The sequence below is a fragment of the Mycobacterium sp. NGS62 genome (assembly GCF_059812285.1).
The window spans coordinates 284391-310194 of record NZ_JCALCK010000003.1 but is presented as its reverse complement, the minus strand read 5'-3'; the positions used below and the strand labels follow the sequence as shown (position 1 = coordinate 310194).

The following is a 25804-nucleotide window of genomic DNA, read 5'->3' as shown; positions in this document are numbered from 1 at the left end:
TGACAGCCCGACCTTCCGGCGCGCCACATCCTCACATGGTTATCGTGTGAACGATGTCACGCGCACAGATCCGCGTTCCGCGCACGGCAATTGTTCCGGCTGCCGGCCTGGGCACCCGCTTCCTGCCTGCCACCAAGACGGTGCCCAAGGAGCTGCTGCCCGTGGTCGATACTCCGGGCATCGAGCTGGTCGCCGCCGAGGCAGCTGATGCCGGCGCCGAACGGCTGGTGATCATCACGTCGGAGGGCAAGGACGGCGTCGTCGCGCATTTCGTCGAAGACCTGGTGCTCGAAGGAACCCTGGAGGCCCGCGGCAAAAAGGCGATGCTGGCCAAGGTGCGGCGGGCGCCGGGGCTGATCAAGGTCGAGTCCGTGGTGCAGGCCGAGCCGCTGGGACTGGGGCATGCGATCGCCTGCGTGGAGTCGACGCTCTCGGACGACGAGGACGCGGTGGCCGTGTTGCTCCCCGACGACCTGGTGCTACCGACGGGCGTGCTGGAAACCATGTCCAAGGTGCGGGCCGAGCAAGGCGGCACGGTGTTGTGCGCCATCGAGGTCAGCCGTGAAGAGATCAGCGCCTATGGGGTGTTCGATGTCGAGCCGGTTCCCGGGGCCGACAAAGACGTCCTCAAGGTCAACGGCATGGTGGAAAAGCCCAAGCCCGAGAATGCTCCGTCGATGTTTGCGGCGGCCGGCCGCTACGTCCTGGACCGCGCGGTGTTCGATGCGTTGCGTCGCATCGACCGCGGCGCGGGCGGCGAGGTGCAGCTCACCGATGCGATCGCGTTGCTGATCACCGAAGGGCATCCGGTCCACGTCGTCGTGCATCGCGGCTCTCGACACGACCTGGGAAATCCCGGCGGCTACCTCAAGGCTGCGGTTGACTTTGCGTTGGACCGCGCTGACTATGGCCCGGACTTGCGGCGGTGGTTGGTGGCGCGATTGGGCCTGCCCGAGGGATAGCCCCGGGCAATCGGGTCGGGCCTGACTGGCAGAGACTCGACGGCAGAAAGGCGCGCTGTGCGTTCGGTGGAAGAGCAGCAGGCCCGGGTGTCGGCTGCCGCGGTGGCACCGAGACCGGTGCGCGTGGCGATCGCCGAGGCGCAGGGACTGATGTGCGCCGAAGAGGTAGTGACCGAGCGCCCGCTGCCCGGCTTCGACCAAGCCGCGATCGACGGCTATGCGGTACGCAGCGTCGACGTGCTCGGCGTCGGTGATACCGATAACGGTCACGACGAGGACGCCCGCGGCGACGTGACGCTCCCGGTGATGGCGGCCATCGAGGCCGGCGCGCGCACGCCCAGCCGGCTGCAGCCGCGGCAGGCCGCGCGGGTGCAGACCGGGGCCCCGTTGCCGACCTTGGCCGACGCGGTGTTGCCGTTGCGCTGGACCGACGGCGGGGAGTCGCGGGTGCGGGTGCTGCGCGGTGTGCGCTCGGGGGCCTACGTGCGGCGCACCGGCGACGATGTGCAACCAGGCGACGTCGCGGTCCGGGCCGGGACGATCATCGGCGCCGCCCAGGTCGGGCTGCTGGCCGCGGTCGGGCGGGAGCGGGTGCTGGTGCATCCGCGGCCCCGGTTGTCGGTGATGGCCGTCGGCGGTGAGCTGGTCGACATCTCGCGCACTCCGGGCAACGGGCAGGTCTACGACGTCAACTCTTATGCCCTGGCGGCGGCCGGTCGCGACGCGGGCGCGGAGGTGAACCGAGTCGGGATCGTCAACAACGATCCCGGCGAACTGCGCGATGTCGTCGAAGGCCAGATCAACCGCGCTGAGATTTTGGTGATCGCCGGCGCGGTGGGCGGCGCGGCCGCCGAGGCGGTGCGCTCGGTGCTGTGCCGGCTCGGCGAGATGGAAGTCACCCGGGTCGCGATGCACCCCGGATCTGTACAAGGTTTCGGTCAGTTGGGCCGCGAAGGAATACCGACTTTCCTGTTGCCGGCCAATCCGGTCAGTGCGCTGGTGGTCTTCGAGGTGATGGTCCGCCCGTTGATCCGGTTGTCGCTGGGCAAGCGGCAGCCGATGCGGCGGGTCGTACAGGCCCGGACGCTGTCACCGATCACCTCGGTGCCGGGGCGCAAAGGCTATCTGCGCGGCCAGTTGATGCGGGACCAGGACACCGGTGAATACCTGGTCCAGGCGCTGGGTGGCGCACCGGGCGCCTCGTCGCACCTGTTGGCGACGCTGGCGGAAGCCAACTGCCTGGTCGTGGTTCCCGGCGAGGCCGAGCAGATTCGAACCGGCGAGATCGTCGATGTTGCGTTCCTGGCTCAACGTGGCTGAGACACGGCGGCAGTCCCTCGTGAACCTGTGGCGTTCCGGCTCCCAGCATCCCGGCTGGCCGATGGTGGTTGGCCCGCTGCGAGTGGCGGCCGGGGTGATCCGGCTGCGTCCGGTGCGGATGCGCGACGCCGCGCAATGGAGCCGTATCCGATTGGCCGATCGTGCCCACTTGGAACCATGGGAGCCCAGCACCGAGGCGGATTGGTCTGTACGGCATGGGGTTTCGTCGTGGCCGGCGGTGTGTTCGAGCCTGCGCTCGGAAGCTCGCAAAGGCCGCATGCTGCCCTATGTGATTGAGCTGGACGGGCAGTTTTGTGGACAGCTGACCATCGGCAACGTCACGCACGGCGCGTTGCGCTCGGCGTGGATCGGCTACTGGGTGTCCAGTAAGGCGACCGGCGCCGGTGTCGCCACCGGGGCGCTGGCGCTGGGGCTTGACCACTGCTTCGGCCCGGTGGGGCTGCATCGTGTGGAGGCCACTGTGCGCCCGGAGAACGTGGCGAGCCGGGCAGTGCTGGCCAAGGTCGGCTTCCGCGAGGAGGGACTTCTGCGGCGGTATCTCCAGGTTGACGGTGCCTGGCGCGACCATGTGCTGGTAGCGCTCACCGCCGAAGAGGTGTACGGATCGGTGACGTCGACCCTGGTGCGCGGGGGGCACGCCGGGTGGGCTTAGTCCGCTCGGCTCCCGCACCAAACTTTGCCACCAATGTGTTACAGATGTGACATTTGTGGCGTTTGGTGCTTGTCACAGCCAAATTACAGGTGTGTAATTGTGCTCGGCGCGCTTTACAGGCCGCGCTGGCTACCGGCCCATTCTGGCGTGGAAAGGACAGGTCACCATGCCAAGCATCCCGCAATCTCTGCTGTGGATTTCGCTAGTAGTGCTCTGGTTGTTCGTGCTGGTCCCGATGCTGGTCAGCAAACGCGACGCCGTGCGACGGACCAGCGATGTGGCATTGGCGACCCGTGTGCTCAACAGTGGCACGGCCGCGCGCCTGCTCAGGCGCGGCGGGCCGGCGGCGGGCCATCGCAGTGACCCCGATTGGCAGCCCGAGGAAGACGCGTTCGACGACCTCGATGACGACGTGGACGAGTCGCCGACGGCGGAAATTGTTGTCGCGGCGCCGGCGGCTGTGGTTGTCGAAGCCGAATCCGAACTGGTGGAGACCGAGGTCTCCGAGGACGACGTTGTAGTCGACGAGGAAGACGAGCCCGTCGTCGCGGACGCGATCGCCGAATACGACGACGACGAGGACGGCCAGGACGACGAGTACGAATACGTCGCCGACACCTCCGGAATACCGGTGGCCGAGGAGCCGGAAACCAGAGCGACCGCGGCGATCTCGCGGCGACACGGCTACGACGCGAGGAAGGCCGCGGCGGTCAGCGCCCGCAAGTACGCCTTCCGTAAGCGGATGCTGGTGGCGATGGCGCTGATGCTGGCGGCCTCGGCTGCCGCGGCGTTCATGTTGACGCCGTCGGCGTGGTGGGTCTGCGGATCGACCGGCGCAGTGACGATGCTGTATTTGGCGTATCTGCGCCGCCAGACCCGCATCGAGGCACGGGTGCGGCGCCGGCGGACGCAGCGGATGGCGCGGTCGCGGCTCGGCGTCGAGAACACCTACGACCGGGAATTCGACGTGGTGCCGTCGCGGCTACGACGCCCGGGCGCGGTCGTGCTGGAGATCGACGACGAGGACCCGATCTTCGAGCATCTCGACTATGCGCCTTACGCGCGTGATTACGGCTGGCACCGCGATCTGCCGCGAGCGGTCGGCCAGTAACAATTCGGCCAGTCGATTGGCGACTGGTAGCCTGCTAGCGGTCAGGGGCTATGGCGCAGTTGGTAGCGCGACTCGTTCGCATCGAGTAGGTCAGGGGTTCGATTCCCCTTAGCTCCACCGAGTTTCAGCAGTTCAGGGCGCATACGGGCCGTTAGGGAACTTCAATCGTCCGCAGCGCGTGATGCACTGTGGAATTGAGTTGCGGCCTTAACGAATGGGTTGCACGCTTGGGCCACGTCCTCCTAAAACGTGCCTCACGCTCTAATAGGCCCCCACAGAGAGCAATGCGATATTCAGTCCGGATTTGTTGGAACGGTTCGACGCCGCAACGGGTCCTAAAACGACACCGTGGAGGCCCTCGTCGTAGGTGGAGGTGCGTCGGCCCGAGCGCCTCGAGACGGCGCAGCCGTCACGCCCGAGCGGTTTAAGATGCCGGCCCCAGGGCCGCCCGGTCGATTTCACATAGCCTGACATCGTATTATTGACACATATCATCCGATAAAGGATCATATGTGTATGACTGACATAACCTCGCATGTCGCATCCGAGATCCTGGGTGTGTCGACGCGTGAAGTGCGTCGGTTGGCTGCTGAAGGCCGGATTCAGGGTTCGCGTTACATGGGCAGGACTTTGGTGCTCGACGCAGCGGAAGTGCATCGGCTAGCGCGCGGTCGTAGACGCCAGGGAAGGCCCTGGTCAGAGAGAGTCGTTTGGGCAGCTCTCAACCTTTTGTCGGGGAAAGAGGCGGGTTGGCTGTCGTCGCCGGAGCGAACGCGATTAATGCATCGACTTCGGCGGGTCACGGTCGAAGACCTTGACCACCTTGCGGCGCATCGCGCCTGGGTAAGGCGTTTTCGCGGTCGGGAATCCATGCTCGATGACCTTGGGTCGTACGTAATTCCCACGGGTAGCTCAGCTTTGAATGACGCACAGCTGGGGATATTGGGACTGACCAGGGCGACACGACATCTCGACGGCTATATACCGCTGTCGGAGTTGGAAATCCTGCAGGAAAAATTCGGGCTGGTCGAGGATCCTTCGGGAAACGTGACCCTACGGGGCGTGAGCGTCGAGGATGCGTTTGAAGACGGCATCACTCCCCGTGCGGCAGTCTTTTTGGATCTGGCAGGCTCTCTTAATACACGAGAAAGCGTCGCGGGATTGCAAGAAGCAGGCGCTCTGATTGCCGCTGTGGCGGCATAGCGCCCATGGCGACTCCCCCTGACCGTCCGCAATGGTCGATACCGATGCCGGCGGGCGGTTGGGGTCCTCCGTGGCCGCAAGCAGTCGAGTTGGTTGGGGTCATTCCAGGCGATCGATGGACGCTAATTGGCGGCCTCATGGTTCAGTTGCATGTTGCCCATGCGGGCCTTGCCGTTCAGAGAACGACAACGGACATTGACATGATCCTGCATATCGAGACCGGTGCAATCACCTTCCCCGACGCGAGGAAGGCTCTTGAGGGCCTCGGCTACGAAATGCAACTTCCACTTCGGAAAGCGAACCCAGTACATCGATTTGCGCGCGGGCACGCTGATCGCGTTGACGTGATGGTTGCGGATCATCTCGCGCCAGATTATGTACCGAAAGTGCTCGGGCACCAGGTATTCCAAGTTCCGGGCGGTACCTCGGCACTACGAAACACTGTGGACTGTACGATTGAGCGCGAAGGCGAGAACAACCTAACGTTCAGTATTCCTGATGCGCTTGGCGCATTGGTCTTGAAAAGTGCTGCCTACAAGGAGGACTCGCGTGACCGTGATCGGCACGTGGACGATGCCGCATTGTTGTCATGCACAGTCGAAGATCCGTCGCGTGAGGTTGAACGGCTCGAACGTGGCAGTGACAGAGGTCGAATACAGCTACTTGCCGCAGAGCTGAAAGATCCAAGCCACCGGTCGTGGCAATTAATTCCCGAAGAAATACGCGAATACGGAAGGAATGCTCTCACGATAATGAGCCGACGTCCGTCGCCCACTAAACAACCGCGGCGTATGGGCGTAACTAAGGGATGACGTCAGTCGCTATGAATGGCCAGGCCCCTAGCGCCTCCCTGATGATCCGTTGTTACTTTCGACCCCCGTTGGCTGCGCGTCTTCGAGACTCGTTCATCAGGTGAAGGCGGGAGACACGAAACGCTGCAGCACCTGTTGTTCCGCGCGACGGCTTGCGATCGGCCAGTAGGCCAGCGACAGCACCACCCGGACGATCCACTGCGCCGCTTGCGGATCGTCGTCGGTGATTCCGGTGAGCTCGGCGGCAAGGTGACTGAGCACCGGCGATGAATGCAACTCGTCTAGATCCGGGCGGCTGCCTGGAGTTGCCATCAGGCGCCGTAGCGGGTCAGACCTGATCTGCTGGAGCGCTACGGTGACAGCGGTGATGACCCGCTCCGGACCACTCAGCCCATCGACGGCACGCCGAACCGTCTCAATGATCCGCGCTGAAAGGCGGATCAGCACAGCGTCGCGGATTTGAGCTTTGCCTCCCGCGTAGCGATAGATGGTGGCTCGTGAACAGTGGACCCGGTTGGCCAAGGTGTCGATGTCGAACGCATCCAGGCCTTCTCGTATTACGAGATCGGTGGCAGCAGCGTAAATGCGATCGGCCGCTGCCGCTCGGCGGTCGCCACCGACAACCCAGTCATCGCGAACCATCGCCGCCCACCTCCGTGCGCCATGAAGTACATGTGTTCTCAAGTCTGAGACAATCCTGCCACTATGTCTCAGCCATTTCTACTGGTAGCTCGGCTCTGATGAGACAGCCCTAACGCGAGCCCTGCACCGCGGTTCGCAACTTCATGGACTCCGATTGACGCGGTACGCCGTTGTCGCTCAGCGTTGAGGAATGACATCGCTGGACGGTGGCCTCGGCCTCGCGCTGTTTGACGACCAATTCATCCAGAACCCGCACCAGCTCTACGAGCAGATGCACGAGACCGGGCATGTCCATCGGATCGGAGCGTCGGGCTTTTACGCCGTGAGTAGTTGGGACGCCGTCAACGAGGCGGTTACGCGCTGCGACGACTTCTCGTCCAACCTGACCGCGACGATGATGTATCAGCCCGGAAGCTCCGTCACCGCGTTCCACGTCGGGGAACTTGGCGGACCCTCCCAGGCATTGGCCACTGCTGACGAACCTGCCCACTCGGTGCATCGGAAGTTACTGCTGCCGCAACTCGCAGCCAAGCGCATCCGCGCCTTCGAACCGTTCATCGCCGATACCGCCGCTGAGATCTGGAATACCCGTGCGGAGCACGGACGTATCGAATGGATGAGCGCGATGGCGAACCGGCTACCGATGATGATCGTCGGCAGAATCATCGGGGGGGTTCCCGCCGCCGATGTCGACAAGCTCATCCAATGGGGTTACTCGGCGACCCAAGTAGTCGAAGGACTGGTCTCCCAGGAACAGCTGGATGCCGCGGCCGCCGCCGTGATGGAACTCAGCGGCTACATCACCGAACAGTTCCAGCAGGCGGTGGCCAATCCACACGACAATCTGCTGGGCGACCTCGCCAACGCCTGCGCCGCCGGCGAACTGGACGACTTGGCGGCGGTGGCCATGATGATCATCCTCTTCAGTGCAGGCGGCGAATCTACGGCTTCTCTGATCGGTTCTGCCGCATGGGTTCTGGCGACGCAACCGGACATCCAGTGGCAGGTGCGCGATCAACCCGAACAGCTCGGGATGTTTCTCGAAGAGGTGCTGCGCTATGAACCACCTTTTCGGGGTCACTACCGACATGTCGTCAACGACACCGAACTGTGCGGCGTCGAACTGCCCGCGGGCTCGCGACTCCTGCTGCTGTGGGGAGCGGCCAACCGCGACCCGTCACACTTCGACGATCCCGGTCAGTTTCGACTTGACCGGCCTGCGGGGAAGGGGCACATCAGTTTCGGCAAGGGGATCCACTTCTGCGTCGGCGCGGCGCTCGCCCGACTGGAGGCGAGAATCGTGCTCGCGCAGCTCCTCGAACGGACGTCGAATATCGCGGCCGCCGATGTCGGGACGTGGCTCCCGAGTCTTCTGGTGCGACGCCTGGAGCGCCTACAGCTTGCGTATGACTGAGGCTGCGCGACGGGTCAGGGATGGGCGACGAGGTACGTTTCGTTGTGCAGTCCGGCGGTGAGTTCGTCGACATTAAACGGTCGATCGAGGCGAGCGCGGAGTGTCGTGGGATCGACGAGAAGGTTGATTTCAGCGGTCTGGCGCGCAACCAGGCGTCCGATCAGTGGATAGACCCGACGCATGATCGCTCGCTCAGCGGTAGTGCATCGTGAGGCGCAGTAGCCGACGTGACCTACTTCGTCGATGAGGATTTCGCTGTAGAGGCGCTCGACGCGTTCGCAGACTTCCGGCTCGTCGGCGAATAGTTCGAGACCGGCGCGGCGCAGTTCGTCGAACATCACGCACCCGGCCATCTCGGCCGCGCCGACGAACAAGATCCCAAGCCGCTCAGGGAGAAAGACGCCAGTCTTGACGAATTGGCGCATCACGAACGGCGGCGGGACCACTTGGAACGTCAGGTCGAAAACGTCCAACACGTATGCGAGAAGCCGGGTGTGGTAATGCTCTTCGAGTTCGAGATACACCCGCTCGGGCGGCAGGTCCTCGTTGCTGTTCATTCCGTAGGTTTCGCCAAGCCCTACGCCGAACCGCTCAGCTTGGTTCAGTTTGGCGGTGGCCAACAGGAACAGCATCTTGCGGTCCAAGCCCGGTTCGGGTTTTCGACGGCGCAGGTTGCGCAGGAAGGTCGCGCGGTCTGCGGGATGGCCCGAACGTACCGGATGGGTTTCAAGGTGCCTGAAGAACTGTTCGCGGTTTTCCAAGCGTCTATTGAGCAGGTCAGCTTCTCCGTCGCGCCTGCGCAGGAAGTCCCGGTAGCCCTCGATACCTGTGGTGGTCATCGTGTCTCCATTCCTTTGACGATCGTTGTCACATAACGGCTCAGCACGGCATCCGCCGTCGCAGAGTCCTGTACGCCAGCTGCGAGTAGCGCGAAGAGTCCGGCCAGGAAGAACACGCCAAGTTCATTGGCGTGCGCATCCGAGGGAACCCGTCCCACTTGTTGCGCTGCGGTGATCGCCCCGATCACGAACTGCGCCAACGGGTGCTCTGCCACTTCGTCTTCCACGGGCCGCGTCGATGAGAAGTGCAAACCCAACATGTCGCGAAAGACGACGGGTCCCAAGCGGCGTTCTGCTGCCAGGACGTGACGCACCAGCTGTAGAAGTACTGACATCAAGTCGTCGTCGTCGGTCAACGCGTCGCGCAGTTCGGTGACGATCTGGGCCTGTTCGTTTCGTTCCAGTTCGACGAGGACGTGTTCCTTGGTCGGGAAGTGGAAGTAAAACGTTCCGCGCACCACGCCGGCCGTGTTGGCGATGGCAGTGACGTCTGCGGCCGCCAAGCCCGAGCGGCCGATTTCGGCCAGCGCGGCGTCGAACAGACGCGCCCGGGTTTCGAGCCGTCGGGCTTCTCTTACGCCACCAGCCGGTGAACTTGATTCCGGGGCGGCGTGCAGCGACCGCATCTGGGCACCGTATACCCGTCGCTGACGGCCGTCAATGACGGCCGTCAATGAAAAGCGACTACGCGGGCAGTGACGACAGCGCCTCGACGATTTCGTCGGTGGAGTAATTGGGAATGTTGACTTCTAGGGCCGCATGCATCTCCGTATCGGAGTAGCTCGCGGTCGCGTCCTTGACCACGGTGACTTGGTAGCCCAGTTCAGCGCCGTACCGCACCGTCGCCTCGAGGCAGGTATGCGCGATGAGCCCCATCATGATCAGCTGATGAATGCCGTGCCTTTTGAGGAGAAGATCCAGATCGGTGTTGGCGAAACCGCTGGAGCACCAATGTTCTTGGACAACAATATCGGACGGACGGGGTTCGAACTCCTCGCGGATCTGACCACCCCAAGTCCCGTATTCGAAGCTTTTTCGCGACCACGCTGCTTTCTGAATCGGTGCAATGTACGCCCAGTCCTCGTAATCGCCAGGGCGATACCGGTGATGAAGCGCATAGAAGACGCGGATGTCAGCGGTGCGCGCGGCTTCGAGGACTTGACTCATGTGCGGCACGCACTGGTTAGCTTCAGCAACACCCCGGAGGCGATCCCATACTTTGCCGCCCTCGGAAATGAAATCGTTGTACGGATCAATCACGACCAGCGCGGTGCGGTCCCTGTTATAGATCACGGCGTCATCATCCTCTACGGCACGCCTCGTCATCCGCTGACGCGGCCCCGGCGTGAGTGCAGGTAAGTGGCGATACCTCGGACAATCCCGCGCGCAGCATAAATCGCCGCCAAGATCGACAACACGATGAGCGCGACAAACGTCACCAGCCAGTTGTCGCGGCTGTGGCTGACGTTCCACCACACGAAAGTGAACAGTACGGCGCAGACAAAGACCACGATGTCGCGCCAATTGCCCTGGTACGACGTTGCCAAGTCTCGGATCTCGCGGTTGCGGTCGACACTGGTAACCAGATCGTCAATGCGCATGTTGATGACGCGTTGCAACTCGACGCGTCGCTCGTCATCTTCCGGCGGCAGCAGTTTGAGCAATTCCAGATCGCTTTTGATGCTGGCACGAAGATCAGGTGGGCGCAGGTTGCCGGCCACCAGGCCGAGCAGCGCACCCCCGACGACGGGAGCGCCGGCCAGAGCCATTGCGGTGATTCCGGGCATGAGATCTCCTTAGTCGGCCAGCATTACGCGGGTTTAGTTGCCGTCACGAATTGCAGCGCCCGCTGAGTCTGCTGCTCGACGTCGACCAGCCCGGCCGTGGTGAAAAAGTCGACGAACTCGTCGCGGTCGAACATGCGCACCCCGATCACGCGGGCGCCCGCCCCCAAGGCATTCCGGAGCGGTGCTACTTGCCCGGCATAGCTGGTGAGGATTGCGATCCGTCCGCCCGGCCGCAACACTCGCAGCATCTCCTCGGCGACTCGAAACGGTTCGGGCATCAAGTACAGCGCACCGAAACAACAGACAGCGTCGAACGTTTCGTCAGCGAACGGCAACGTGCGGGCATCGCCGCGGACATAGCAGGTGCCCGGCCCGCGGTTGTCGAGCACCGCGCGGCTCAGCATCGGCTCGGAGATGTCGAACCCCACGGCAAGGCCACCGGCGGGCAGTCGCCTCGCCAGTTCACCGGTGAAATTGCCTGGGCCGCAGGCAACGTCGAGCAGCCTAGTCGCCGAGGACAACTGCAACGCCGCGGCCGCGCGGCGTTGCTCGGCGCCGGTGGTGATCCCGCTGGCGACATAGAACGACACCGGCCGCCACAGTCGTTCATACACCGTCGCGACCAAGGGGCTGTTCATCGCCCGCTGGGCAAACGTGGGCACCGGGGCCGCCGTCGATTCCCCCAACACGTCGAGGAAACCATGGCGCTCGGACGCGGGCAGAGTCAGCAGATCGCGGGTCGCTCCGATCGGATCGTCGCTGACGTCCATCAGATCAGGCCGAGCGCCAACATAGCGTCGGCAACCTGGGTGAAGCCGGCGATGTTGGCTCCGGCCACATAGTCGCCGGGCTTGCCGTATTCATCGGCGGTGGCCAGGCAACGGTCGTGGATGCGGCGCATGATCTCGGCCAGGCGTTGTTCGGTGTCTTCGAACGTCCACGAGTCGCGCGACGCGTTTTGCTGCATTTCCAGCGCGCTGGTGGCCACCCCGCCGGCGTTGGCCGCCTTTCCGGGCGCGAAAACCACCCCGGCTTCGGCGAAGAGTTTGACCGCGTCCGGAGTGCAGGGCATGTTGGCGCCTTCGGCAACGATGCGGCAGCCGCCTTTGATCAGGCGGGCGGCATCCGATCCGTTGAGCTCATTCTGGGTAGCGCTGGGCACGGCGATGTCGCACGGTACCTCCCACACCGAACCGCCGCCGATGAAGTGTGACTCGCCGCCGCGGGACTCGGCATAGGCACTGATCCGCTCCCGGCGCACTTCTTTGACGTCCTTGAGCAGCTCGAGGTCGATGCCCTTGTGGTCGACGATGTACCCGGAGGAATCCCCGCAGGCGATCACATTGCCGCCGAGTTGATGGATCTTCTCGATCCCATAGATTGCGACGTTGCCCGACCCCGACACCACCACCTGCTTGCCGTCGAAGGATTGATTGGCCGCTTTGAGCACCTCGTCGATGAAAAATGCGGTGCCGTAGCCGGTGGCCTCGGTGCGGACCTGCGAACCGCCCCAGGTCACGCCTTTACCGGTGAAGGTGCCGGATTCGTAGCGGTTGGTGATGCGCTTGTACTGGCCGAACAAGTAACCGAGTTCGCGGCCGCCGACCCCGATGTCACCGGCCGGGACGTCGGTGTATTCGCCGATGTGCCGGTAGAGCTCGGTCATGAACGATTGGCAAAAGCGCATGATTTCCGCGTCCGAGCGGCCCTTGGGGTCGAAGTCCGACCCGCCCTTACCGCCGCCGATCGGCATGCCGGTCAGTGCGTTTTTGAAGGTCTGCTCGAATCCGAGGAACTTGATGATTCCCAGGTAGACCGACGGATGAAAGCGCAACCCGCCCTTGTAGGGGCCGAGCGCGGAGTTGAACTCGACCCGAAAGCCGCGGTTGATCTGCACGACGCCGGCGTCGTCGGCCCAGGGAACGCGGAAGATGATCTGCCGTTCCGGCTCGCACATCCGCCGGATGACGGCAGCGTCGGCGTACTGCGGGTGCTTGGCCACCACCGGCCCCAGGCTGCTGAGGATCTCGTAGACAGCTTGGTGAAATTCCGTCTCGCCCGCGTCACGGCGTAGCACTTCGTCGTAGACGTCGTGCAGCTTTTCGTCCAGCACCGTTAAAGGTTATCGGTCCTTGCCGCGGCCCGAACCCGCGCCATAACCTGGGCAACAATCGCGCTGCGACCAGGGGTGTGCGAACTGGCGCACCGGATAGGGGGCGACAGTTCATGGCGACCGAGGCGACGGCGTTGCGCGCCGACGAACTCGCTGCCATGGAGGTCTTCGCGGGCTGCCCAACCGAGAACTTGATGCCGTTAGCCGCCAGCCTGCAGCCCCTGCGCGCCGCCGCCAACCAGGTGCTCATGCAGCAAGGAGAGCAGGCGGTCTCGTTTCTGTTGATCTCCACCGGTGCCGTTGAGGTCAAGCATGTCGGGGACGACGGCGTCACCACCGTCGAGGAGGTCTCCGCCGGCATGATCGTGGGCGAAATCGCCCTGCTGCGTGACATCCCTCGCACGGCCACCGTGACCGCAACCGAAGCGCTGACCGGTTGGATCGGCGACAACGATGCGTTCGTTCGAATGGTGCACATTCCCGGTGTCATGGAGCGACTGGTCCGCACCGTGCGCCAGCGGCTGGCCGCATTCATCACGCCGCTGCGAATCCAGGTCCCGGACGGCACGGAACTTCTGCTTCGGCCCGTGCTGCCCGGGGATAGCGAAAGGACCATGCAAGGACACGTCCGGTTCTCCAGCGAGACGCTGTACCGCAGGTTCATGTCGCCTCGGATTCCCAGCCCGGGGCTGATGGACTACCTGGCCGAGGTCGACTACGTCGACCATTTCGTGTGGGTGATCACGGACGCCGAGGGCCATCCCGTCGCCGACGCCCGCTTCGTCCGTGACAACCACGATTCCGTCGTCGCGGAGATCGCGTTCACCGTGGCCGACGCTTACCAGGGGCGCGGCATCGGCACGTTTTTGATCGCGGCGTTATCGGTTGCCGCGCACGTCGCTGGAATCGAGAAATTCACCGCGCGAGTGCTTTCCGACAACTTGCCGATGCGGAGCATCATCGACCGCTACGGCGCATTTTGGGAACGCGACGACGTCGGCGTCGTCACCACCGTCTTCGAGGTACCCGATCCGAGCGACCTGCCACTTGAATGCGACATGATCAGTCACCTCAAACGCGTTGCCCGCCAAGTGATCAGGGCTGTCGGCTGAAAATCAAAACGGTAACTGGTGCGGGATGAAATGCGCAGTGACGTTGCCGATCAGTGAGTGGTCGTAGGGATCAATCGCTTGCGGCTCGGCATCGGCGGTCAAGTCAAGTCCGTCCAGTTCGACCCAGATGGTGTTAGGGCTGGTGGACAGTTCGAAGACATACATTCTGTGGGTGTGATCGGTGACCGTGCGGTATTCGGTGTTGTAGACGCCGAACTCGCCGTAGGGCGCGCCGAAGGGCACGGAGACGTTCCGCATGATCGCCATCACGGACGCCACTGCCTGGCGTTGGCTTTCCGGTTCGGGTAACAGCGCCGAGTAATAGGCGGCACGTTGAAAGCGGTCGACCGGGTTGACGTTGCCGGGCAGCGGCATATCCCGACTGGGATGGGAAAAGTCCTGCTTGCCAAGCAGGGCCAGCTGCTCGTCGTAACTTGGGTCATTGGTCATCAAGGTGTACTGCCGGCCGTGGTGCACGACCTGCGTACCGTCGGCGAACTCGATGATCGCCGAGTCGCCCGACGCGTCCTCGATAGCGAGGTGGATGGTGGCGTCGCGGCCGTGGGCACCGACCATGACCAGTTGAACACCGTCCATCAAGCTCAGCGCCTCGACGACGGTGGCGGCCTGGTCGAGTAGATACTGCACCCACAAGCCCGTCTGCAACCCCGGTCGGGACGTATCCCGCTGGCCGAAGCTGGTCGACTTCAGATACAGCCCATGCGCACCGAGCCCACGCTCGTTGACGCCGTCGATACTGCCGATGCCATAGACCGTGCTGACCACGCTGCCGTAGCGGCTGGTCCAGCGCAGCGCGTTCTCGTCGACGATCGTCGTGCCGGCCAGCGCGCCGCCGTCTCGCTGCCGCCCGCGGGGGAACGCCACGATCAGCGGCTGGGTTGACTCCGGCCAATCCATACTGCGTCCGGTCAACACGGCGAGGTCGTTGGTGTTCCATAAGACGCGGGTGCACATGGCCGAACCATATCTTCTCGGCTCTGGTATCAACGTCGCATGCGGCGAGTGTGGATCGCTGCGGCGGCGGCCGCATTGACCGCCGCCTGCGCCCACTCGCCAGGGCCCGGGCCGGCACCGCCGGCGAGCACGTCGACTCACCCGGTTCGTCCCGCCAATATCAAACGGGTGGGCCGGGAGCTGCCGCCCGGCTACGAAGTGCGTGGCGTTTCGGATATCGCCGCACCACCGGCCATCTGGGGCCTGGCCGGCGAGTGGACTGCCGATCCGCCGCGCTGCGCCGCGCTGGCAGACCCGGTCGACGGTCACTTCCAATCCTCGCAAGGCGTGTCGGGTTCCGGCGCCGGCGGCATCATCTACGCGGTGGTCACCGCCGCACCGGTGCAGCTGGATCGCGCGCTAATGGCCGACTGCCCGCAATGGACCATGGCTCACCGGCGCGCCAGCGCGCGAGTACACCTCATCGCGGCGCCTGACATCGACGGCGCCGCGACTCTCGGCATGGCTACCGAGACCACGACATCGGTCGAAGGTGGCAATGAAATCAGCTCCGGGACAACGACCTTCACCGCATATCTCGGGGACTACTACGCATTCGCCGCGGTGGTCACCGACCCGGGCTCGCCGCATCCATCGCTGACACCGCAGACAGCTGCCGAGCTGCTGGTGAAGACGGTGTCCGCGTTACGCAGCTGATCGCGGTGAGTTAGATTGCCACGGTGATGCGCTGGGCGATTGCAATCGGATGCGTGTGCTGGCTGGCTGCCTGCGCTTCCCACGCCCCCGTTTCCGCCGACATCACCAAGGTATCCGCAGTGAAGTCGAGCTTCGGCCCTGATTTCCGCGTCAAAGACATTCCCAAGACGGGGATCGACCCCAAGCTGCTGTCCTCGCACAAGCTGCCCGAGGGACTGCAGTTCAAACCTGCAGACTGCGCGAAATTCGTGGTAGGCCAACAGATGCCGTCGGGGGTGCAGGGCAACATGGCTGCGGTGTCGGCCGAGGGCAGCGGCAACCGGTTCATCACTATCGCCTTACAGACATCTCAAGCTCTGCCGTTCAACGACCCGGGGAGAAACTGCACGAAAATCGAATTCTTCGGCGGCCCGGTGCACGGTTTCGTCGAGGTCGTCGACGTGCCGCAGATCGACGGGACACGCACCTTGGGGGTGCACCGCAAGGTCCAAACCATGACCGACGGGCAGGCGCGCACCGGCGAGCTGTATAACTACTCGGCGCATTTCGGCGACTACCAGGTCATCGTGACCGCCAACCCGTTGGTGGTGCCGGACAAGCCGGTCGCTCCCGTCGACACCTCGCGAGCCCGTGACCTGCTGGTCAAAGCGGTTGCCGCCGTCCGGAGTTGACCTAGCGCACGTCGCGGGGCCGAAACTGGATACTGATTCGCGGGCCCGCGCAGCCCGACGTCTTGGGCACCGAGTGCTCCCAGGTCCGTTGGCATGATCCGCCCATGACCAGCAGATCGCCATGGCCCTGCGGCAACCGCAGTGACGGCCCGCCGCCACGTGGCCGCAACGCGAATGTGCGGATCGCGCCGAGGCTGACGATCGCCACCATCGTGTCCTCAGCGCTGCTGCGCCCGATGGTGTCACCGTGCCAGGCAACGCTGTCGGACCCGTCGCGGTATAGGCACAGCCCGACCGTGGTGAACGGCTCGCCCAACTCGCCGGCGTAGATGTCGTTGAGCCGGCGCCGCAGCTTCGCCAATGACGGATGCGGCGGATCCTCGACGGCCAGGTCGTGAAAGCTGACCAGTCGCGGCACGTCGAGCACGTGGTCGTACATCCGGCGCCGTTCGGCGCGCCACGGCACAGCGCTCATCAGCTCGTCGAACAGAGCATCGGCATCGGTTAGCCAGCCGGACCGAATGTCGATCCAGGCGCCATCGCCGAGCGCTCTGCGCTCGTTGCAGTCGAACAGCGACTCCTGTACCGGTATCGCCACGGCTACCAGTTTATCGCACGCACGTTCGAAGCCTACTGCAGGCGGACCGGGCCGGGGCCTTGTTCGGCGAGCACGTCGCCAGGGTTGGACAGTGCACAACTGCGCAGGCTCAGGCAACCGCATCCGATGCAGTCGGCGAGATTGTCGCGCAACCGCTGCAGGTGCAGGATCCGGTCGTCGAGGTCGGCGCGCCACCCGGCCGACAGTCGCGCCCAGTCCTTGCTGGTGGGCACGCGATCGGTGGGCAGCGTGGCCAGTGCCTCTCGCACCCGGGCCAGCGGGATGCCCAGTCGTTGCGACATCCGGATGAATGCGACGCGCCGCAGGGTCTCCCGGCCATAGCGCCGCTGATTGCCCGAGGTGCGACGGCTGGTGATCAGTCCCTGCCGCTCGTAGAAGTGCAGAGCCGAGATTGCGACGCCTGCCCGGGCGGCCAGTTCGCCGGGAAGGAGCTCGTGGGCATCCATATACCTAAACAATACTTGAGGTGAGGTCAGGCGTTACGGTGCTAACTGTGAGTGCCGGCCAGCTGGGCTGCAATTCGGAGACAGGGACGCTGCAGACGGTCATCCTGCACCGGCCGGGTGCCGAACTGCGTCGGCTCACGCCGGGCAACAACGACAGGCTGCTGTTCGACGGGCTGCCCTGGGTCGCACGTGCACAAGAAGAGCACGACGCGTTCGCCGAGCTGCTGCGGTCGCGGGGTGTCGAAGTGGTGCTGCTGGCCGATCTGCTCACCGAAGCTCTGCAAAGTGGTGCTGCCCGGATGCAGGGGATCGCCGCTGCCGTTGACGCACGACGGCTGGGATTGCCGCTGGTGCAAGAGCTTTCAGCTTATCTGCGCGGACTGGAGCCGGCGGCGTTGGCCCATGTGTTGATGGCCGGTATGACCTTTGCCGAGCTGCCGCCGGATACCCGGTCGGACGTGTCGCTGGTACGCCTGATGCATCACGGCGCCGACTACGTCATCGAGCCGTTGCCCAATCTGGTGTTCACCCGCGATTCGTCGATCTTCATCGGGCCGCGGGTGGTCATCCCGTCGTTGGCGCTACCGGCGCGGGCCCGCGAAGCGTCGTTGACGGACCTGATCTATGCCCACCACCCGCGGTTCACCGGGGTGCGGCGGGCCTACGAATCGCACACCGCGCCCGTCGAAGGCGGCGACGTGCTGCTGTTGGCCCCGGGTGTCGTCGCGGTCGGAGTAGGGGAGCGGACCACGCCGGCAGGTGCTGAAGCGTTGGCGCGCAGCCTGTTCGACGATGATCTCGCCGAGGTCGTGCTGGCGGTACCGATCGAGCAGAAGCGTGCACAGATGCACCTCGACACGGTCTGCACCATGGTCGACACCGATGCGGTGGTGATGTATGCCAACATCGTCGACACGTTGGCGGCGTTCACCATTGCCCGCACACCTGACGGCGTGAAGATCTCCGACGAGGCCCCGTTCGTCGATGCTGCTGCTGCGGCGATGCGCATCGACAAGCTGCGGGTCATTGACACCGGCCTGGATCCCGTTATCGCCGAACGCGAACAATGGGACGACGGCAACAACACGTTGGCGCTGGCGCCCGGTGTCGTCGTCGCCTATGAGCGCAACGTGCGGACCAATGCCCGCCTCGAGGAGGCGGGGATTGAGGTGCTCACCATCGCCGCCTCCGAGTTGGGCACCGGGCGCGGCGGGCCGCGCTGTATGTCCTGCCCCGTCGCCCGCGACCCGCTCTGATCTCGTTGTCCGCGAAACAGAAGTCACGGCTGTGATTCAGGCCGCTTCGCGACCCTGGCTTCTGTTTCGCGGCGGCAGCGGATACCCGCGGCAGGCAAGCGCGTTCCGTGCCCGCTCGATGATGCCGTAAGACCGATCCTCGTTGATCACTTTGATCACGCGCCAACCTAGGCCGCCGCACATCTCCGCTCGCCGGATGTCCTTCACATATTGCTGTCGGTCTGTGCGATGGTGGTCACCGTCGTATTCGAGGGCCACCATCGGCTCTTCCCAACCCATGTCGAGATAGGCGACGGCGTGGCCATCGGACACTCGAATCTGCGTTTTAGGCCGGGGGAGTCCAGCATCGATCAGCAGTAGCCGCAGCCAAGATTCCTTTGGTGATTCAGCACCGGCGTCCATCAGGCTGATCAGTGGTCGCGCGCGTTTGTTCCCACGTGCACCGGAATAGCGATGGATCAGGTCCATCAGGTCTGCTTGGGTGATGCCTGTTGCGCGGGCCAGCGCGTCAAGGTGGGCGACAGCCATGGTGCGCCGAAGGTATCGAGCCAGGTCGTAGCCGGCTCTCGCCGGCGTGGCAACTGTCAAGCCTCTAATAGACGTCACCTCGTCGGGTTGGAATCGCTCGGCTCGAGCGATAGTGCCGGGAGGGTAATGGTTGTTCCGCCAAAGCAATTCGACCGGCGCGTGCTCATCAACCCATCTCGCCCCGTGCAGGGCGGCCGCCGCGCGCCCGGTGATCACGGCCCGACGGCCCGACCACAGCCATGCGCCGGCCGCCATGTCCTCTAACGATCGACACATTTCTTTCGGGACGTAGATATCCGGAAAGATGGGCCGGTAGTTCCAGCGCAATTCGCCGCGGGTTAGTGAGCCGCTGCCCAACGCTTCACTTCCAATGAAGGGTGCACTCATGCGCGTGATCATGGCCCCGGTTACCGACGCCGAGCCGCCAAACAGAAGCTAAGGCTGTGGATAACGCCAATTAGCAGCCGTGGCTTCTGGCTCGCGGGAAAGACCACTAACGCCAGCTGGGCAGCCAGATCTCCATGTTCCAGGTGGACTGCGAAATCGGCTGACCGGTGAGCACGGGAAATAGCCACGCGAAGTTGGTGAGCACCAAAGCCACGTAAGCCGATACGACGATCAGGCCGAGCACGCGTCGCTCGGGACCTTGGCGAGGTTTGTACAGGATGTCGCCGAGCACCAATGCGATAGCCATGACCAGAAACGGCGCCATCGTGGCGGCATAGAAGAAATACATCTGCCGGTCGATGTCGGCGAACCACGGCAGCCAGCCCGCGCAGTAGCCGACCAGTACCGCGGCATAGCGCCAGTCTCGCCGCACCAGCATTCGCCACGCCGCATAAAAGAGCACGGGCACCGAAAGCCACCACATCGCGGGGGTACCGACCAGCATCACCGCCTTGACACACGACTGCGCGCCGCAACCGGGGACGTTCTGTTGGTCGATGGCGTAGAGCACCGGTCGCAGCGACATCGGCCAGGCCCACGGTTTGGATTCCCACGGGTGGTAGTTCCCAGCGGAATTCGTCAGCCCGGAATGGAATTGGTAGGCCTTGAACGTGTAATGCCACAGCGAGCGAATGGCATCCGGCATCGGGAAGGATGCCTCGGGGCCAATCGACTGGCCGACTTCGTGGCGATTGATCGCGGTCTCGGAGGCAAACCACGGCCCATAGGAAGCTAAGTACACCGCGAACGGAATGAGCAGCAGCGCATATGCCGTGGGCGCCGAGTCGCGGCGCAAAACCCCGAGCCACGGCCTCGGCACCCGATAGGCGCGGCGTGCGGCGACGTCGAACGCCAACGACATCAACCCGAGGAACATCACAAAGTACAGACCCGACCACTTTGTGGCACAAGCCAATCCGAGTAGCACGCCGGCACCGAACCGCCACCACCGCACCCCCAGCCGCGGCCCCCACATCGTCTCGGTGCTGCGGCCCTCGAGCAAAACGATGTGCATACGTTCGCGAACCTGGTCACGGTCGACGATCAACGCGCCGAAGGCCGCGACCACGAAGAACGCCAGAAAGCCGTCCAGCAGTGCGGTCCGAGACGCCACGAAGCTGACACCATCGGCGATAAGCAGCAATCCGGCGATTCCGCCGACCAACGTCGAACGGCTGATCCGACGCACGATCCGCACCACCAACGCCACCAGAATCACGCCGAGCAAGGCCCCGGTGAACCGCCAACCCACCCCGTTGTAGCCGAAGACGGCCTCACCGAGCGCAATCAGTTGCTTGCCGACCGGCGGATGAACGACCAAGCCAAACCCAGGGTTGTCCTCGACGCCGTGGTTGTGCAGCATCTGCCAGCCCTGCGGCGCGTAGTGCTTCTCGTCGAAGATCGGGGTGCCGGCATCGGTCGGTGAGCCCAGGTTCACAAAACGCGTCACCGCCGCCAGCGCGGTAATTGCTCCCGTCACCGCCCAGCCGTACAGGCGGTCGACGGGCCCGAAATCGGCCACCGGCATCAGCGGGCCGGGGCTGATGACGGGAACTGTCCGCTCGGCGGCGACGTCGACGGGCGGGGCGGTCATCACAACGATCGTAGGCTGTGGCCCATGACCGCTGGCCGACTATTGCTGGGCGCCACCCCGCTGGGCCAGCCGTCGGATGCCTCGCCGCGGCTGATCGCCGCCCTGGGGTCTGCCGACGTGGTGGCCGCCGAGGACACCCGGCGGGTGCGGACGCTGGCCAGCGCGCTCGAGGTCCGCATCGCCGGCAAGGTGGTCAGCCTCTACGACCAGAACGAGGACACCCGGGTGCCCGCGCTGGTCGACGAGATCACCGCCGGCGCGACGGTGCTGGTGGTCAGCGACGCGGGGATGCCGGTGATCAGCGACCCGGGCTACCGGTTGGTGGCGGCGTGTGTCGACGCCCGCCTGGAGGTGACGTGTCTGCCCGGGCCGTCGGCGGTGACCACCGCGCTGGCGGTGTCGGGGCTGCCGTCGGACAAGTTCTGCTTCGAAGGGTTCGCACCGCGTAAGCAGTCGGCGCGCCGATCCTGGTTGGCGTCGCTGGGGCAGGAGCGGCGTACCTGCGTGTTCTTCGAGTCGCCGCGCCGACTGGCCGCCTGTCTGCACGACGCCGTGGAACAGCTCGGCGAGACACGGCGCGCGGCGGTGTGCCGCGAGCTGACCAAGGTGCACGAGGAAGTAGTGCGCGGGACGCTGGCCGAGCTGGCGGCCTGGGCGGCCGACGGCGTGCTGGGCGAGATCACCGTAGTGCTGGCCGGTGCACAGCCGCGGGCAGACATGACAGCTCTAGTGGCTGAGGTGGAAAACCTGACGCGCCAAGGGATTCGCGTCAAAGATGCGTGTGCGCAGGTAATCGGCGATACGTCGGTGTCACGGCGTGAGCTCTACGACGCGGTCCTGCGGTCGAGAAGCTGACAGGATCGGCGCCGCTTTGTGCAGGCACTCGTCCCATTCCCCGTCGGCGTCGGAATCAGCGGTGATGCCACCGCCCGACCCCAACACCGCGTTGCCGAAGGCATCGAACTCGACGGTCCGGATGGCTACGTTGAGCTCACAACCGGCGACCGGTGATGCCAAACCCACTGTGCCGCAATAGACTCCCCGTCGCGATGATTCCCACTGCGAAATCAGCTGACGGGCCCGCAGTTTCGGAGTCCCGGTGACTGAGGCGGGCGGGAAGGTCGCGTCCAGCAGTGCCGATGTCGGCAGGTCGACGGGCACCAATGCCGCGACCGTGGACACCAGATGCCAGACGCCCGGGGCGGGCCGCACCACCAGCAGCTCGGGCACCGTGACCGTTCCGGTGACAGCCACCCGGCCCAGGTCGTTGCGAACCAGATCGACGATCATGATGTTTTCGGCCACGTCCTTGACCGAAGCCCGCAGCGCCGACGGACGCGCGTCCAATGGCAACGTGCCCTTGATCGGACTGGAGGTCACGACGGCACCGCGCCGGCACAGGAACAACTCCGGTGACAGCGACGCCACGGCGCCCCACGGCCCGGCGAGATAGGCCGCCCGGGCCGGGTCCATCTGCTCGACGGCGTTGACGAAAAAGTCCAGCGGCGCCCCGCTGACGGCGCCGGTGAACTGCGTGCACACACACGCCTGGTAAACCTCCCCGGCGCGGATGGCCTCCAAGCAGGCCAGCACTCCGGCGCGGTGGGCGGTCCGGTCGCCGGCGTCCCAATCGATCCGGCACGTCCGTGCCGGCGCCGGCGTGGCCAGTGCCTCCGCCAACCATCCCGGCATCGCCGCACCCGACAGGCTCTCGTACCACCACCGCCCGCCGCGGTCATAGCGCAACACGCAGTCGGTCCACCCGCCAGCCGCTTCGGGAATCCGGGGCGGTTGCCCGTCGGCGCCGGGATCGGGGTAGGACAGGTAGCCCACCCAGCCCCCGCCCACCGCGCCGGTGCCGGAACCCGGGCGGACGGCGAAGGCGTCGGCGGCGTCGACCGGTTGCACCGACACGCTGGGTGCGATGACTGCCTGCGCGCCGAACCAGTCGCCGGTCAGCGCGGCCGGCGGCGGAAGACCGCGCCGCCGCGCGGCCGCACCGACGGCACGCAGCACAGCGGCGGCGCCGCCGAGATCGCCGAGCCGGTCGATTCGCACCAACCCAGCTTTGCAGACGCTCAGCCGCGGCTGATCTCCTGTGGGGTCGTCAGCCTGGTCAGCTTGTCGGGGTTGCGCATCGCATAGAAGTTGGTGATCTTGCCGTCGATGATTTCGACGGTGAACACGCCCTCCAGCTGGCCGGCGCGGTAGAGCAGCACCGCGGGCGCGGCGTTGCACACCACCGTTTGGACCCGGACATCGGGAACCTGCATGCCCCGGCCCACCAAACCGACGACCGCCCTGGCGACCTTCTCGGCGCCGACCACCGGGCGGCGCGCCGCGCTGGCTTTGCCACCACTGTCAGCGGTCCAGGTCACGTCGGGCGCCAGCATCGACATCACGGCTGTGACGTCACCGGTGGAGGCCGCCGCCATGAACTCCGCGGTGATGCGCGCATTCTGCTCCGGATCGACCGGAGTGAAGCGCCGGCGCCGGGCCTGCACGTGTTCGCGGGCCCGGTGGGCGATCTGTCGCACGGTCGGCGTGGGTTTGCCGACCGCGTCGGCGATTTCGGCGTAGTCGAAGCCGAACACCTCCCGCAGCACGAACACCGCGCGTTCGTCGGGCGTCAGTGTCTCCAGCAGCACCAGCATCGCCATTGACACCGATTCGGCCAGCACCACGTCGGCCGATGGATCCTGTTCGTCGAGCAACAGTGGCTCGGGTAGCCAGGGGCCGACGTAATCCTCGCGGCGCCGGGCACCGGCCCGCAGCGCATTGAGCGCCTGCCGGGTGACAAGCCGGGCCAGATAGGACTTCGTATCGCGCACGGTCGACAAGTCGACGTCGGCCCATCGTAAATAGCTGTCCTGTAGGACATCGTCGGATTCGGTTGCACTGCCGAGGATTTCGTAGGCGATGGTGAACAGCAACGGCCGCAGCAGGGTGAACCGTTCGGCGTGTTCGCTGGGCGCGGCGGTCACGATACCGTGACCGCCGCATCCGCGATCCGCTGCGGGCGCTTGCCGCCCTTGAGCCAGCGGTACCAGCCGGGCTTTGCGGCCTCGCGGCGAATGCCCCAAACTGTGCCCTTGCAGACCGCTTCCTTGATCGGCGCGCCGAACCGCCCGCCGATCGCGACGTTGATCGGGGCGTCGTCGGGGCGGGCCAATTGGACAGTGGCATAGGACCGGCCGAGGCTGATGCACTGTCCGGTGAACGCCTGATTCACGGGCGCGGGCTCGGTGCCGGCGATGCGGCTCAGGACGGTGTTGGCCGCTTGGGCGCCAAGGGGGATCGCGGCCTGGCAGCTCATCCGCAGCGGCGCGCCCGACGGCGCGGCGGAGTCTCCAGCCGCCACGATGCGGATGTCGTCGACGCTGGTCAGCGTCTCGTCGGTGAGTAACCGGCCCAACCCGTCGGTGCGAAGGCCGCTGCGGGCGGCCAGGTTTGGTACCCCGAAGCCGGCCGTCCATACCGTGACTGCGCTGGGCAAAACGGCACCGTCGGTCAGCACCACCGCATTCGGCCGTACTTCGGCCACGACGGCCGTCTCCAGTACCTCGACGCCGAATCGCGCCAGCGCCTTGGCTACCGAGCGCCGGCCGACGCGGGCCAGTGACGGCCCCAACACGCCGCCACAAACCAGTGTCACGCGCCGGCCCTGTTCAACCAGTTCGGAAGCTGTTTCGATGCCGGTCAATCCACCACCGACAACGGTGACCGGGGCTTGCGGACCCAGCGCTGCCAGGGCACCACGTAACCGCTCGGCGTGCTCGAATTCACCGACCGCATAAGCGAATTCAGGAGCGGCGGTGGTGCTGCCGACGGCATAGATCAGGTAGTCGAAGTCGAGTGTGGCGCCCGAGGCCAACGCCAGTGTGGAATCAGCGGTGTCGATCCGCTCGGCGGTGTCGACGACCAGTTGGATGTCCTCGCCCAGCATGGTGCCGTAGTCGACCGTGGCGGCATGCGTGCCGGCGACGAGTTGGTGCAGTCGGATCCGCTCGACGAACATCGGGCGCGGATTGACCAGTGTGATGTCGACATCGGCTCGCATCCGCAGGTGGTTGGCTGCCAGTGATCCGGCGTATCCGCCGCCGACCACGACGACGTGGGTGCGCTGCTCGCTCATAGCTGTCTCCTTTTCGCGGGTTGTGCCCTTGAGACACCGCCGGGGCAGCGAACGTGACATCGCGTGACCCAGATCACTCCGGCAGGAAAAAAACGAGTTGACGTCGATCTTGATGAGTCCGACGTTGCGCAAGCCCAGATCGTCGAGCCGCGTTTGGGGTCGCACAGCGACTGCACCGCTGCATTTTCGGGTCGCGTTGGCTAAGGGGTTGCAAGATGGCGTATTTGCGGCGCCCGAACCGGCACGGCGCTATTACCTTTGCCAAGGGCGCGAGCCGCCGCTTGGCCGGGTCGACAATGGACATCTGCTGCGGTCCTCCGTGCAATTGCGGAGGACAACCCTAGCCGACGTGAAACGTCCGGCACCAGAACGGCTTTTTACAGCGCCAGCTTCGAGGCATTGAGCTAACCGGGGGCTTGTGGTTTTATAAACGCGCTAGTTAATTGACA

At 64.9% G+C, this 25804-nt stretch carries 27 protein-coding genes and 1 tRNA gene; 12 read left to right on the top strand and 16 right to left on the bottom strand.

The features are described 5' to 3' along the window. Positions 1–53 precede the first annotated feature (53 nt). From AC5Y49_RS10930 to AC5Y49_RS10905, 6 genes are all read left to right on the top strand, one after another. Positions 54–962: a UTP--glucose-1-phosphate uridylyltransferase gene (locus AC5Y49_RS10930; RefSeq protein WP_499886827.1), complete on the top strand. Its 909-nt coding sequence runs from the start codon at positions 54–56 to the stop codon at positions 960–962. A 57-nt stretch (positions 963–1019) separates the two neighbouring features. After that, positions 1020–2282, top strand: a complete 1263-nt coding sequence (gene glp / locus AC5Y49_RS10925; RefSeq protein WP_499886825.1) for a molybdotransferase-like divisome protein Glp — start codon at positions 1020–1022, stop codon at positions 2280–2282. 19 nt (positions 2283–2301) lie between these two features. Then, positions 2302–2955 carry a GNAT family N-acetyltransferase gene (locus tag AC5Y49_RS10920; protein ID WP_499886823.1) on the top strand — a complete coding sequence of 218 codons (654 nt, stop codon included), beginning with the start codon at positions 2302–2304 and terminating at the stop codon, positions 2953–2955. A gap of 166 nt (positions 2956–3121) precedes the next feature. Continuing rightward, entirely contained in the window at positions 3122–4066 is a 945-nt protein-coding gene (gene sepX / locus AC5Y49_RS10915) for a divisome protein SepX/GlpR (RefSeq protein WP_499886821.1), read from the top strand. A gap of 44 nt (positions 4067–4110) precedes the next feature. Then, positions 4111–4183 (top strand) — tRNA-Ala (locus tag AC5Y49_RS10910). Positions 4184–4582: 399 nt separating this feature from the next. After that, on the top strand, positions 4583–5269 hold the full coding sequence (locus AC5Y49_RS10905; RefSeq protein ID WP_499886819.1) for a hypothetical protein: 687 nt from the start codon (positions 4583–4585) through the stop codon (positions 5267–5269). Positions 5270–5391: 122 nt separating this feature from the next. Here the strand turns inward: AC5Y49_RS10905 and AC5Y49_RS10900 are convergent, their stop codons facing one another. Together AC5Y49_RS10900 and AC5Y49_RS10895 are read right to left on the bottom strand one after the other, a co-directional pair. After that, positions 5392–5631 carry a hypothetical protein gene (locus AC5Y49_RS10900; protein ID WP_499886817.1) on the bottom strand — a complete coding sequence of 80 codons (240 nt, stop codon included), beginning with the start codon at positions 5629–5631 and terminating at the stop codon, positions 5392–5394. A gap of 546 nt (positions 5632–6177) precedes the next feature. Continuing rightward, on the bottom strand, positions 6178–6723 hold the full coding sequence (locus AC5Y49_RS10895; protein ID WP_499886815.1) for a TetR/AcrR family transcriptional regulator: 546 nt from the start codon (positions 6721–6723) through the stop codon (positions 6178–6180). A 190-nt stretch (positions 6724–6913) separates the two neighbouring features. Here AC5Y49_RS10895 and AC5Y49_RS10890 point away from each other — a divergent pair, with 190 nt between their 5' ends. After that, positions 6914–8137 carry a cytochrome P450 gene (locus tag AC5Y49_RS10890; RefSeq protein ID WP_499886814.1) on the top strand — a complete coding sequence of 408 codons (1224 nt, stop codon included), beginning with the start codon at positions 6914–6916 and terminating at the stop codon, positions 8135–8137. A 14-nt stretch (positions 8138–8151) separates the two neighbouring features. Here AC5Y49_RS10890 and AC5Y49_RS10885 read toward each other — a convergent pair whose 3' ends face one another. From AC5Y49_RS10885 to gdhA, 6 genes are read right to left on the bottom strand one after another with little or no spacing between them, the layout of a single operon-like run. Then, positions 8152–8976 carry a hypothetical protein gene (locus AC5Y49_RS10885; RefSeq protein WP_499886812.1) on the bottom strand — a complete coding sequence of 275 codons (825 nt, stop codon included), beginning with the start codon at positions 8974–8976 and terminating at the stop codon, positions 8152–8154. Then, positions 8973–9602, bottom strand: coding sequence for a TetR/AcrR family transcriptional regulator (locus tag AC5Y49_RS10880; protein ID WP_499886810.1), 630 nt, complete (start codon positions 9600–9602; stop codon positions 8973–8975). Before AC5Y49_RS10880 ends, AC5Y49_RS10885 begins: the two co-directional genes overlap by 4 nt. Before the next feature lie 58 nt (positions 9603–9660). Further along, on the bottom strand, positions 9661–10269 hold the full coding sequence (locus AC5Y49_RS10875; protein WP_499886808.1) for a cysteine hydrolase family protein: 609 nt from the start codon (positions 10267–10269) through the stop codon (positions 9661–9663). A gap of 29 nt (positions 10270–10298) precedes the next feature. Then, a complete protein-coding gene (locus AC5Y49_RS10870) occupies positions 10299–10763 on the bottom strand; it encodes a hypothetical protein (protein ID WP_499886806.1) in 465 nt (154 codons plus the stop codon). A gap of 23 nt (positions 10764–10786) precedes the next feature. Next, entirely contained in the window at positions 10787–11533 is a 747-nt protein-coding gene (locus AC5Y49_RS10865) for a class I SAM-dependent methyltransferase (protein ID WP_499886805.1), read from the bottom strand. Further along, complete coding sequence (gene gdhA / locus AC5Y49_RS10860; RefSeq protein ID WP_499886803.1) at positions 11533–12876, bottom strand: NADP-specific glutamate dehydrogenase; 1344 nt, start codon at positions 12874–12876, stop codon at positions 11533–11535. Before gdhA ends, AC5Y49_RS10865 begins: the two co-directional genes overlap by 1 nt. A gap of 113 nt (positions 12877–12989) precedes the next feature. On the opposite strand from gdhA, the gene pat reads away from it, so the two are divergent. Then, positions 12990–13988, top strand: a complete 999-nt coding sequence (pat, locus tag AC5Y49_RS10855) for an acetyltransferase Pat (protein ID WP_499886801.1) — start codon at positions 12990–12992, stop codon at positions 13986–13988. 3 nt (positions 13989–13991) lie between these two features. On the opposite strand, the gene AC5Y49_RS10850 is transcribed toward pat, so the two are convergent. Next, positions 13992–14963, bottom strand: a complete 972-nt coding sequence (locus tag AC5Y49_RS10850) for a linear amide C-N hydrolase (RefSeq protein WP_499886799.1) — start codon at positions 14961–14963, stop codon at positions 13992–13994. Between the two features lie 39 nt (positions 14964–15002). On the opposite strand from AC5Y49_RS10850, the gene AC5Y49_RS10845 reads away from it, so the two are divergent. Continuing rightward, a complete protein-coding gene (locus AC5Y49_RS10845) occupies positions 15003–15659 on the top strand; it encodes a DUF5642 family protein (RefSeq protein ID WP_499886797.1) in 657 nt (218 codons plus the stop codon). Between the two features lie 26 nt (positions 15660–15685). Then, on the top strand, positions 15686–16330 hold the full coding sequence (locus tag AC5Y49_RS10840) for a DUF5642 family protein (protein WP_499887254.1): 645 nt from the start codon (positions 15686–15688) through the stop codon (positions 16328–16330). 1 nt (position 16331) lies between these two features. Here the strand turns inward: AC5Y49_RS10840 and AC5Y49_RS10835 are convergent, their stop codons facing one another. Both AC5Y49_RS10835 and soxR read right to left on the bottom strand, forming a co-directional pair. Continuing rightward, positions 16332–16928 (bottom strand): alpha-ketoglutarate-dependent dioxygenase AlkB, encoded by a 597-nt coding sequence (locus tag AC5Y49_RS10835; RefSeq protein ID WP_499886795.1) that lies wholly within the window; start codon positions 16926–16928, stop codon positions 16332–16334. Between the two features lie 32 nt (positions 16929–16960). Beyond that, a complete protein-coding gene (gene soxR / locus AC5Y49_RS10830; protein ID WP_499886793.1) occupies positions 16961–17395 on the bottom strand; it encodes a redox-sensitive transcriptional activator SoxR in 435 nt (144 codons plus the stop codon). Positions 17396–17442: 47 nt separating this feature from the next. On the opposite strand from soxR, the gene arcA reads away from it, so the two are divergent. Further along, a complete protein-coding gene (gene arcA, locus AC5Y49_RS10825) occupies positions 17443–18651 on the top strand; it encodes an arginine deiminase (protein WP_499886791.1) in 1209 nt (402 codons plus the stop codon). 36 nt (positions 18652–18687) lie between these two features. On the opposite strand, the gene AC5Y49_RS10820 is transcribed toward arcA, so the two are convergent. Both AC5Y49_RS10820 and AC5Y49_RS10815 read right to left on the bottom strand, forming a co-directional pair. After that, positions 18688–19566 (bottom strand): type IV toxin-antitoxin system AbiEi family antitoxin, encoded by an 879-nt coding sequence (locus tag AC5Y49_RS10820; protein WP_499886789.1) that lies wholly within the window; start codon positions 19564–19566, stop codon positions 18688–18690. 106 nt (positions 19567–19672) lie between these two features. After that, the gene (locus AC5Y49_RS10815; RefSeq protein WP_499886787.1) at positions 19673–21220 is read right to left on the bottom strand and encodes a dolichyl-phosphate-mannose--protein mannosyltransferase; all 1548 of its coding nucleotides are present in this window, start codon (positions 21218–21220) and stop codon (positions 19673–19675) included. 24 nt (positions 21221–21244) lie between these two features. On the opposite strand from AC5Y49_RS10815, the gene rsmI reads away from it, so the two are divergent. Then, positions 21245–22075, top strand: coding sequence for a 16S rRNA (cytidine(1402)-2'-O)-methyltransferase (rsmI, locus tag AC5Y49_RS10810; RefSeq protein ID WP_499886785.1), 831 nt, complete (start codon positions 21245–21247; stop codon positions 22073–22075). Here the strand turns inward: rsmI and AC5Y49_RS10805 are convergent. Genes AC5Y49_RS10805 through AC5Y49_RS10795 form a run of 3 tightly spaced genes read right to left on the bottom strand, consistent with a single transcriptional unit; the run spans position 22031 to position 25355 of the window. Next, positions 22031–23278: an aminodeoxychorismate synthase component I gene (locus AC5Y49_RS10805; RefSeq protein ID WP_499886783.1), complete on the bottom strand. Its 1248-nt coding sequence runs from the start codon at positions 23276–23278 to the stop codon at positions 22031–22033. The genes rsmI and AC5Y49_RS10805 overlap by 45 nt on opposite strands. 20 nt (positions 23279–23298) lie before the next feature. Continuing rightward, entirely contained in the window at positions 23299–24207 is a 909-nt protein-coding gene (locus AC5Y49_RS10800; RefSeq protein WP_499887253.1) for an RNA polymerase sigma-70 factor, read from the bottom strand. After that, a complete protein-coding gene (locus tag AC5Y49_RS10795; protein ID WP_499886781.1) occupies positions 24201–25355 on the bottom strand; it encodes an NAD(P)/FAD-dependent oxidoreductase in 1155 nt (384 codons plus the stop codon). The genes AC5Y49_RS10800 and AC5Y49_RS10795 overlap by 7 nt, the downstream gene beginning before the upstream one ends. Positions 25356–25804 lie beyond the last annotated feature (449 nt).